This is a genomic window from Gordonia sp. i37 (assembly GCF_002043085.1).
Classification (GTDB): domain Bacteria; phylum Actinomycetota; class Actinomycetes; order Mycobacteriales; family Mycobacteriaceae; genus Gordonia; species Gordonia polyisoprenivorans.
Window position 1 is genome coordinate 1 of record NZ_MVPX01000576.1, and the last position, 10,267, is coordinate 10,267.

Below are 10,267 nucleotides of genomic sequence, written 5' to 3' on the forward strand. Positions count from 1 at the left end.
ACGACGGCAGTCACGCGTACCGCGATGTGAAGTCGATCGAAGACGTCATCGGAAACCCGTTCGCCTCGATGATCTACGGAATGACGAAATGACAATCACCGGACCGGCCATCAAGCTGGGGATCTTTCTCGCTGTCAGCTCGCTGATCACCTCGGCTCTGTTCGTGATCGTCGGCGACCTGCGTTTCGGTCCGACAACGGTTTTCCGCGCTCAGTTCATGTCCGCATCCGGCCTGCGGACCGGCGACGACGTCAAGGTGGCCGGTGTGGTGGTCGGGAAGGTCACCGATGTGGACATCGTGGACTCCGGTGCGGCTGCGCAGACGGGTCTGGGAGCAGAGGTCCGTATGGACGTCGACTCCCACATCCCGGTGACGACCACCACCAACGCCTACATCAGGTACAAGAACCTGATCGGTGATCGGTACCTCGAGCTGAAGACCGACCCCGGAGACGTGGGTAGGAGGCGGTCAGCCGACAGCGTGATCCCGGTATCGCAGACCAAGCCGGCTCTCGACATGGATGCACTCGTCAACGGGTTCAAACCCCTACTGACCGGGGTGAATCCAGAGCAGACCAACAAGCTGTCCGCTGCGCTGGTCTCGGTACTCAACGGCCGCACAGCCGATATCAGCGATCTGATCACCCAAATGGGTGAACTCGGCGAAACCATCGCCGATCGCGACGCGACGATCGGATCGGTGGTCACCGATCTGAACACCGTGCTCGTAACGGTAGCGGATCGCCGGGAGGCCTTCGGCAGCGTCGTCGTCCAGTTGCAGGAGCTGGTCTCCGAGCTTGCCGGTGATCGCCGGCTGATCGCCGACGGCCTCACGAACATCGCGGGCGCGACCACCGAGCTCGACGAGCTGCTGTCCCGAGCCCGCCCCGATCTCACCTCCGACATCGAGCATCTGCGCGGTCTGGCCCAGAACCTGAACAGCAACACTTCAACGATCAACATGCTGCTCGCGAAGATGCCGGAGGCCTATCGGCTTCTGGGCAGGTCGTCGGGCTACGGCAGTTTTGTGAACTTCTTCGTGTGCGGCCTCGCGATCCGCTATCCGACGCTCGACGGCGGACATGCGGACACACCGATGGTCCAAGTCCCAGCTCGGCGCTGTAAGTGAGGGAGACAACCAGATGAGGTCAAAACATCATGAGATCTGACGACTCCCGCCGTCGAATCCGGGCCGGTCTAATCGGAATCGGCGCGATACTCGCGGTTCTCGCGCTCGCGTTCAACTACCGCTCGATTCCGTTCCTGCCCGGCGTGACCGTCGTGGTCGCCGAGTTCTCCGACGCCAGTGGCCTGAATCCCGACGACGAAGTGCACATCGCCGGCGTGGCCGCGGGGAGTGTGCAGTCGATCGAGCTCGCCGAGGACCACGTCGACGTGACGATGCGGCTCACCGACGGCTGGGAGAAGCTCGGTTCCGAGACCACGGCCTCGATCAAGGTCGAGACCGCGCTCGGGCGTCGCTTCGTCCAACTCACGACCGCCGGCCCCGGCGAGCTCGGCGACCGAATCCCGGTGTCGCGGACAAGTTCCGGCTTCGACCTCACCGAGTCACTCGACCAGCTCACCGAGACCGTCGGAGACACCGACAAGAAGAGCGTCGTCGACGCGGTCGAGAGCCTCGACAAGGTCATGAACGATCTCCCGTCCGACATCGGCGGCTCCCTGGAGAACGTCGCCGCTGCGGCACGGACGGTGTCGTCGCGCGATGCCGGAATCCGGACGCTTCTGCAGAAGGCCGATTCGGTTTCCGACGTGCTGGCCGAGCGAAAGGGCAACATCACCAGGCTCATCGACGACGGGTCGGTGCTGTTCGAGACCCTCGTCGATCGGGCCGAGGTGATCCGCAGGCTGCTCACCAGCCTGCGCGCAGTATCCACCGAGATAGAGACGTTCGTCCATGACACCGGATCGTCCACCCCACAGATGCTCGAGGAGGTCCGTCAGGTGACGGCCACGCTCAACGCCAACTACGCCAACCTCGAAAAGTCGATCAAGGGGATGCGCACATTCGTCATGCAATTCGCCGACGTCCTGGGCAGCGGACCGTTCTTCTCAGTACTGCTCCAGAACATCACGCCGGCCAATCTCCGCGGCCAGCAGCCGGGCAGTCCGGGAGGCGGGCGATGAGCACGTCATCAGCCGTCAACCGACTCGGCGGGCCCGCGGTCATCGCCCTCGTCATCGTCGCCATGGTGGCCGTGACCGCGGCGAAGGTATGGGAGAGCACGCACACCTCACGGGCCACAATCTGGTTCACGGACGGCACCGGGCTGTTCGTCGGCGATCCGGTCAAGATGCGCGGCGTCACCATCGGCACTGTCGAAGCAGTGGAGGCCACACCGGCGAAGGTTCGCGTCGAGGTCTCGTACGACGACTCGGCGTACGTGGACTCCGAGGCACGGGCGGCGATCGTGGCGCCGACCCTCGTCTCCGGTCGGTATGTTCAGTTCGTCAACCCGGTCAAGCGATCGCCGGCTGGTGCGCTGGAAGACGATGCCGTGGTGGAGGTCGGCCGGACCGCGGTCCCGGTCGGGTACGACGAGATCAAGAAGCAGGTGACCGACCTCGCGCACCAACTCGGACCTTCCACCGGCGATGAGAAGGGGGCGCTCAGCCGACTCATCGACACCTCGGCCGGTGCGCTCGACACCAGCGGCGGCTCACTCCGGAAGTCGGTCGATGCGCTCTCCGACGCGATGAGGACGCTCTCCGCGGCCGGCCCCGACCTGTTCAGCACAGTCCGCAATCTCCAGCAGGTCGTCACCGCGCTGCGCACCGCCGACCAGCAGATCGTCGGTTTCGCCTCGCAACTCGACGACGCGTCGGCCGTGCTCGACGACAATCGGACGCAACTCGATGCCGCGATCCGTGCCCTCAACTCGATGGCCCCACGCCTGCGCGACTACTTGAAGCAGAACCAGGGTGCGCTAAGCCGTGACGTCAAGGACCTCACCAGGGTGTCCCGACTGCTCGTCGACAGGCAGGACGATCTGGCTCAGATCCTGCACACGGCGCCGACCGCGCTGTCGAACCTCTACAACATCTACGACCCGGACTCGAACTCACTGACGGCCGGTCTCGCGGTGGCCGACTTCCCGGATCCGGTGTCGCTCATCTGTGCACTGCTGACAACCGTGGACGCTCCCAAGTCGGAATGCCAGAAGGCCGAGACCACCCTGACCCGGGTCATCACGTCCGAGATGGCACGCTCGACCGGTCGCCCCGAGGAGGGAGGACGCTGATGGGACACAAGCGCTTTCACGTCGGCGCGGGACTGATCGCGGCGGCCGTCGCGATGTCGACGGTGGCGGGCTGTCGGTTCGACGGCGCCAACTCGTTGTCACTGCCAGGCGACGCCGTCTCCGGTGACAGCTACAGCATCACCGTCCAGTTAGCCGACGTGCAGAACCTGGTGTCGAACTCCCTGGTCAAGCTCGACAACGCGAATGTCGGGCAGATCCGGTCCATCACAGTGCGCGAGTCGTTCGCCGAAGTGGACGTGGAGCTCTCCGAGGGAGTGGAGATCCCGAACGGTTCGACCGTGAAGCTGGCACAGACCTCGGTGCTGGGCGCGCAGTACCTGGAGTTCATTCCTCCCGCGGAGCAGACGCCGGGCAAGCTGTTGCCCGGCGACACACTCGATGTCAACAGCTCCGCAGCCTATCCGTCGACCGAGTCGGTGCTGGCGGCCTTGTCGCTGATCCTCAACGGCAGTGGCCTCGAACAGCTCCGGTCGATCATGACCGAGCTCAACGACGCCACCGATGGCCGCACAGCCGCTGCCAACCGAGCGATATCTCAACTCAAGACCTTCGTCTCCGGACTACACAAGCAACGTGATGACATCGGCCGCGCCATCGATTCGCTCGGCAAGCTCAGCGCCACGCTGGCCGATCAGAGTTCGACCGTGGCGGAGGGCATCGACAACCTGGAACCCGCCCTGACCGTGCTGGCGGACCAACGCGAGGAGCTGGTCACGATGCTCGATCGCGTAGGAGTGTTCGGCGCAAAGGTGGGCAGCGTGATCGCACGCAGCAACGCCGATCTGAACTCCATTGCCGCGGAACTCCGTCCCGCACTGAAGGGGCTCGAGGAGTCCGGCGACGACCTGGTCGGCTCGCTCATCGTCGGGCTCACCGTTCCGTTCCCGGTGACCGTCATCGACAAGGGAATGAAGGGTGACTACCAGAACCTCTTCCTGACCCTCGACCTGTCGGTGGGCGCCATACGCGACAAGGTGCTCGGCAGTATTCCCAAGGTGGCCCTGGCCAGGATGGCGACCTCGCGGCAAGCCGCGGACCCACTCCGCGCTCCATTCGGACTGCGCACCCCCACAACGGATCACAGCCCATCGAAAAAGACCTCACCGCAGCCCGCCGGGATGGGGGGCCCCCGATGAAACTCACCAGACTGGTGCGATGGCAGCTCGTCGTATTCGCTGTCCTCACCGTGGTCAGCGTAGTCTACGGGACTGTCACCTACGTCGGCATCGGTCGGGTCACCGGCATCGGATCGTATCGCGTGGTCGCCGAGTTCGACACCGCCGGCGGCATTTACGAGACCGGACTGGTGACCTATCGAGGTGTAACCGTGGGACGGGTGGATTCGGTAGACGTCGATCTGGCCGACTTGTCGGCGCCGGTTCGCATCACCCTGCGCATCGATTCGGACAACACGATCCCGCGAAACAGTGCGGCGCACATCAGGAGTCAGTCTGCGGTCGGGGAACAATACGTGGATCTGATTCCCCGCGACAACGGCGGGCCCGCGCTGACGGACGGAGACGTGTTGTCGGCCAAGGGCAATGAGGCGCCCACGCCCACCAAAGACGTCCTGGAGAGGACCATGAACCTCGTTGCGACGATCTCGCCCCAGAATCTGGAGACGACCGTCGACGAGGTGTCCGACGGGCTAGGACAGACCGGTGATCGCCTGGCTCGGTTGATCGACGCATCACAGCGGCTGCTCGAGTTGGCGCAGATCGATATCGGCCCCACCACCCGGCTGATCGACGACGCCGAACCGCTGTTGACCACTGGCAACCGGGTGGCCGCCGACCTGACCTCTGCGGTGGCGAACCTCGCGTCGTTCACCGATCAGCTCGCGCTGAGCGATGAACACTTGCGGACTCTGCTGACCCAGACCCCGTCGGCAGCCGACCAGGTGTCGGCCACCCTGACCGAGCTGACGCCTACGCTGCCGACGCTGCTCGCCGACCTCCAGTCCGTGGGACAGGTGCTGCGCGTCAACGTCCCCAACCTCCGGCACATCCTGACCGTCTATCCGGCGTTCACGTCGGGAACCCTGAACTCGGTCGACGGCTACGCGCTCGGCCAGAGTCCGCAGGCTCCACTCGACATCAAGCTCGGAAACACGCTGAACCCGCCCCCGTGCACCGAGGGATATGGCGGCAGCCGACGTCGTGACGCATCGGACATGCGGACTGTGCCGGTGGTTCCGGACCAGTACTGCGACGCGCGCCCCGACAACCCGAAGGTGGCGCGTGGCGCCCGGAACGTCCCGTGCGCGACCGACCCCCGCGTGAGGACTCCCTTAGTGGCCGATTGCCCCGGGGGACTTCCGTCCACGTGGCCGGAGATGTTGTCGCGTCCGCACTCTATGGGCGACGCCGGCGGTGACCCAGGGGCGAAGAGGGTGCCGAAGCGCTTACGTACAGCGTCGAAGCCGGTGCCGTATTCGGAGACCACCGGAAGGTTCCGAGGGCCCGACGGGGTGACGTACTTCGTGGGAACACCCACCAACTCAGCTTCGGCGAAAGGAAAGGCGACATGGCAGTCGTTACTGATCAAGTAGAGGCCACCGGTCCGGAAGTCGACGACGACGCGGTCGGCCCGGAGAGCGCCGGCGAAGGGGCGGGCACTGCTCCACTCCGGTCCGTGGTCACCGTGTGGGCGCTGGTGGCGGCCCTCGTGGCGGTGCTCGCGCTGCTCGGCGTGAAGGGCACCGATCTCTATCAGGCCAAGCAGGACGAGAAGCGGAACTCTGAGGTACTCGACGTCACCCGCGAGGTGGTCGCCGGACTCGTCAGCCTCGACTACCGCCGGTCGAAGGCCGACCTGGATCGGATCAAGTCCGTCGCCACCGGATCCTTTCAGCAGCAGTTTGAACAGCTGGCGACGTCGTTCGAGCAGGTCCTTTCCTCCGGCGAGGTCCTCTCGACTGGATCGGTCAAGGAGGCGGGGATCATCACCGCCGACGACGACGCCGCGCAGGTCCTGGCCGCGGTCAGCTCGATCGTCAAGAACACCGAGGCACCCGACGGGCAGCAACGCGTCTATCGGATGAAGGTGGATCTGACGGCCGCCGACCATGCGTGGAAGGTCAGCAACGTGGAGTTCGTGTCATGAACGCGGGGAGCGCGGACCAAGAGGCGTCGACCGACGCGAAGGCGGCAGAACCGAGGAGGAAGCCATGAACAAGGTTGTGGAGCAAGATATCTCATCCGAGTTCGCCGAGGCGGAGGTGGATCGCGACGTCGACACCGACGCGGCGCCTACCGACGGCGCCGAGAAGCAGGACAAGGTGCGCGGCGGTCATGTCAAACGACTCGGCCCCGTCGTTGTGAGCTGGCCCGCCAGACTTTCGACAAAGGCGCGTAACGGGTTGGTCAGGGTGCTGGCGGCACTCGTGATCGCCGGCGCCGGTGGACTCGGCTACGTGTGGTTCGCGACGAGCGCGGCGACGACGGAGGCATCGGCGGGGCAGTCCGCGCTTGCATCGGCACGTACCGACATCCCCAAACTGCTCAGTTATGACTACCGAACAGTCGACACCGCGCTGCCCGAAGCTGCCGAGACCATGCTGACCGGCAGGTTCCTCGACGAATACACCCAACTGGGCGAATCAGTTATTCAACCTGCTGCCAAGAAGGAGCAGATCGTCACGAACGCCGAGGTGGTCGACGCCGCACTCGTCGCGTCGGACGCCGATCACGCAACCGTCCTGCTCTTCGTCAACCAGACGACGTCCAAGAAGGACGCTGAGGGGCCGCGACTCGACGGCAGCCGCATTCGCGTCCAGATGGCCAAGGACGGCGATCGCTGGAAGATCTCCGAATTCACACCGGTGTAGCCGCGGAAACCCTGAGCCATCCACACCACACCATGGAGAACAACTCATGACTCTCACCACCGATTTCACCACAGTCGCGGAGCTCGACAGTGCGCTGCTACGACTCAGCGCAGGCGAGCGCCGGTGGGCAGACCTCCCGCTGACCCGGCGCGCCGACCTTCTGCAACAGGTGGCGCACCAGGCGGCCGAGCAGGCATCGGATTGGGTTGAGGCCGCGTGCCGTGCGAAGCGGATCTCGCCCTCATCGCCGCTCGCAGGCGAAGAATGGCTGTCGGGGCCGTACCCGGTCATCACGAACGCTGCCACGCTGGCCCGTTCTCTGCGCGACCTGAGCTGCGGCGACAGTCCCATCGCCCACGTACCGACTTCCGTCGCTCCCGGCGGTCGTGTTGCGCTCGACGTCTTTCCCCATCAGATCTGGGATCGGCTACTGCTGTCGGGCGTCTCGGCCAAGGTCTGGCTGAAGCCGGGGGTGAGTGTCACCCAGGCGCGGTCGGCGGCGGGATTGGCGCAACTCGACCCCGCGACGACGCACGGCATGTCAGTCGTCCTCGGCGCCGGCAACATCACCTCGATCGCCGTGCTGGACACCCTGTACGAGCTGATCGCGCACAATCGCGTCGTGATCCTCAAACTGAACCCCGTCTTGGGCGAGATGTTCGACGCGATCAACGCCGTCCTGCGACCCCTGTCCGAGCGCGGCTTCGTGGAGGTCGTCAGGGGCGGTGTCGAGGTCGGCTCGTATCTCGTCGATCACCCGAATGTGGCGCATGTCCACATCACCGGAAGCTCGGCAAGTCACGACGCCATCGTCTTCGGCACCGGCCCGGAAGGCGAGGCCCGTCGCCGGGCCGGCGTACCGAAGCTCGGCAAGACCATCACCAGTGAACTCGGCGGCGTATCACCCACCGTCGTCGTCCCCACCGGGTGGTCGGCCAAGGACATCCGTTTCCAGGCGGAGCACCTGGCCACCCAGCGTCTGCACAACGGCGGCTACAACTGCATCGCCGCCCAGGTTGCCGTGATCCCGTCCGAGTGGTCCAAGAAAGGGGAGTTCCTCCGGGAACTCCGCGACCAGATCGACAAGGCTCCCGCGCGGCCAGCCTATTACCCCGGAAGCGACCAACGGGTCGCCGCGGCAGCCGACCGGCACGCCACGGCCAACGCACGCGAGAACGGCCGGCTGCTGATCGAGGGGCTCTCACCGGACCAGGTGGCCGAGGCCTTCACCGTGGAGTACTTCTCGCCCGTGCTGGCCGTCGTGGAGATCCCCGGAGACGGGATTGCCTACCTCCGGGCAGCGAGCCGCTTCGTCAATGAGCGGCTCGAGGGCACTCTCGGCGCCAACGTCTTGGTGCACCCGAGATACCGCCGCAAGCTCGGTCGAGAGTTCGAGTGGTTCGTGGAATCGCTCCGCTACGGCACGATTGCGATCAACGCGTGGACGGGGGTCGGTTATCTCACCGCAGCAGCACCATGGGGCGGCTTTCCCGGTGCGACCCTCGTCGATGTCGAGAGCGGAATCGGATTGGTACACAACGCATCACTGGTGGACGACACAGAGCGCACGGTCGTGACCGGCCCGTTCCGCCCGCTGAGCCGATCTCTGATCACCGGCCAGCTGTCGATCACGCCGAAGCCGGCGTGGTTCGTCAGGAACACGCATGCGCACCATGTAGGCCGAAAGATGGTTGCATTCGCGGCAGATCCGAAGGCCACCCGGCTGCCGTCGCTCTTTGCGTCCGCCTTACGCGGCTGACGCACCGCGCGCAGCGAGGTGCCCCGTCACGAAGCGTACGGGGTGTGGTGCGTCCACCTCAGGCCGGCTCGAGCGCCCGCTTGGCCTTCTCCAACGCGGCGAGCGTGCGCAACACGGAGTCGCGCTTCGCGGTCAGGTCGGACACCTTGGCCTTGCCACTCAAGCCGCCATCCTTCTGCGCGACCTGCAGACGTTCCTCGATCTCGGTGAGCTGCGCCAGGAGGCTCTGCGCCCGGCTCATGAGCTCGGCGCGGTCGGGTCGTGAGACGTTCGCCGGCCCGGCGACGCCGGACCTGACATTCTGCGGCTTGGTGGCCACCGCCTTCCCGCCTGCCTTCGTGGGCAGTCGTCGTCGCGGTTCGACGCTTCGCCGCCGGGAAGCAGCAGGGGGAGTCTGCGTGCGCGTCTGGTTGAGCACCGTCCGCGCCTCTCGCCGCGGAACTCCGCGATTTCGTCGGTGGACGAGCACCACACGCAAACACTCGAAGTGGTTTCGGTCACGAACGCATCGGCAGCAGCGGGATTCACGGGGAAAAGAGTACGAAACAAAGTTTTTCACCCGGAAATCGGGTTTCCGGTACACCGTATCCCGCCGCTGACTTGACCCGCCGGACCGTCCCCGACGCGCTGTTCATCGTCGTCGAGCAACTCGGACCCACCCTCGTCGTTGCGGACACGAGCTCGAGCCGGCGGCGGGGCAGTGGCGTTTACCGGCCACCCCCGGCGGGAACCTCATCTGCGTGCGATTACCTTCGGTACAGATGACGACGTGTCGGGCTGGAACAACCGGCCCTGCTCGACGGTGACGACCGTGTACCTGGCCGAGGCATTGCTGGTTGTGGCGGAGGGTCAGCAACCTCCGGGTCTGATGCCGGCCCGGCAGCAGATGGCGGTGTCCCTGGGCTGGCACATCGTCCTTGCGTGTTTCGGGGTGGCGTTCCCGACGATGATCTTCGTGATGCGCCGTCGCGGCATCGTGCGCGACGGCCCTGTCGCAATGGGACTGGCCCGACGGTGGGCCAAGGTGTCGGCAGTGCTGTTCGCGATCGGCGCGGTCTCGGGCACGATCCTCAGCTTCGAGATGGGTCTGCTGTGGCCCGGTTTGATGGGCCGGTTCGGTGACGTGCTGGGATTGCCATTCGCGTTCGAAGGGCTGTCGTTCTTCGTCGAGGCGATCTTCCTCGGGATCTACCTCTACGGCTGGGACCGCATGCCGCCTCGACGCCATCTGCTGATGCTGATTCCGATGGGCATCGCCGGGGTCGTCGGGACGTTCTGCGTGGTCTCGGTCAATGAGGTTCCCCCCGAACCGTAGAGGCATCGATAGTGAGGAGCACGATGCCAGAGAAGCGGAAGAAGTACGACCGGGAGTTTCGTGATGGGGCGGTCCGGATC

Annotated in this window: 10 protein-coding genes; 9 read left to right on the plus strand and 1 reads right to left on the minus strand. The window is 65.3% G+C overall.

The genetic code is table 11. From position 1 onward, the window contains the following. Positions 1-88 precede the first annotated feature (88 nt). From B1964_RS28125 to B1964_RS28160, 8 genes are all read left to right on the plus strand, one after another. Entirely contained in the window at positions 89-1,129 is a 1,041-nt protein-coding gene (locus tag B1964_RS28125) for an MCE family protein (RefSeq protein WP_005201339.1), read from the plus strand. A 29-nt stretch (positions 1,130-1,158) separates the two neighbouring features. Beyond that, positions 1,159-2,148, plus strand: a complete 990-nt coding sequence (locus B1964_RS28130; RefSeq protein ID WP_005201341.1) for an MCE family protein — start codon at positions 1,159-1,161, stop codon at positions 2,146-2,148. Beyond that, the gene (locus tag B1964_RS28135; protein ID WP_005201342.1) at positions 2,145-3,263 is read left to right on the plus strand and encodes an MCE family protein; all 1,119 of its coding nucleotides are present in this window, start codon (positions 2,145-2,147) and stop codon (positions 3,261-3,263) included. The genes B1964_RS28130 and B1964_RS28135 overlap by 4 nt, the downstream gene beginning before the upstream one ends. Then, positions 3,263-4,420: an MCE family protein gene (locus B1964_RS28140; protein ID WP_006369841.1), complete on the plus strand. Its 1,158-nt coding sequence runs from the start codon at positions 3,263-3,265 to the stop codon at positions 4,418-4,420. Before B1964_RS28135 ends, B1964_RS28140 begins: the two co-directional genes overlap by 1 nt. After that, complete coding sequence (locus B1964_RS28145; RefSeq protein ID WP_005201346.1) at positions 4,417-5,835, plus strand: MlaD family protein; 1,419 nt, start codon at positions 4,417-4,419, stop codon at positions 5,833-5,835. Before B1964_RS28140 ends, B1964_RS28145 begins: the two co-directional genes overlap by 4 nt. Continuing rightward, on the plus strand, positions 5,811-6,389 hold the full coding sequence (locus B1964_RS28150; protein WP_005201349.1) for a hypothetical protein: 579 nt from the start codon (positions 5,811-5,813) through the stop codon (positions 6,387-6,389). The genes B1964_RS28145 and B1964_RS28150 overlap by 25 nt, the downstream gene beginning before the upstream one ends. Before the next feature lie 64 nt (positions 6,390-6,453). Beyond that, a complete protein-coding gene (locus B1964_RS28155; RefSeq protein WP_005201351.1) occupies positions 6,454-7,113 on the plus strand; it encodes a hypothetical protein in 660 nt (219 codons plus the stop codon). 46 nt (positions 7,114-7,159) lie between these two features. Then, a complete protein-coding gene (locus B1964_RS28160) occupies positions 7,160-8,872 on the plus strand; it encodes an aldehyde dehydrogenase family protein (protein WP_006369840.1) in 1,713 nt (570 codons plus the stop codon). 58 nt (positions 8,873-8,930) lie between these two features. Here the strand turns inward: B1964_RS28160 and B1964_RS28165 are convergent, their stop codons facing one another. Next, positions 8,931-9,191, minus strand: a complete 261-nt coding sequence (locus tag B1964_RS28165) for a hypothetical protein (protein WP_010844852.1) — start codon at positions 9,189-9,191, stop codon at positions 8,931-8,933. A gap of 450 nt (positions 9,192-9,641) precedes the next feature. On the opposite strand from B1964_RS28165, the gene B1964_RS28170 reads away from it, so the two are divergent. Next, the gene (locus B1964_RS28170; protein ID WP_005201356.1) at positions 9,642-10,187 is read left to right on the plus strand and encodes a cytochrome ubiquinol oxidase subunit I; all 546 of its coding nucleotides are present in this window, start codon (positions 9,642-9,644) and stop codon (positions 10,185-10,187) included. Positions 10,188-10,267: the final 80 nt, after the last annotated feature.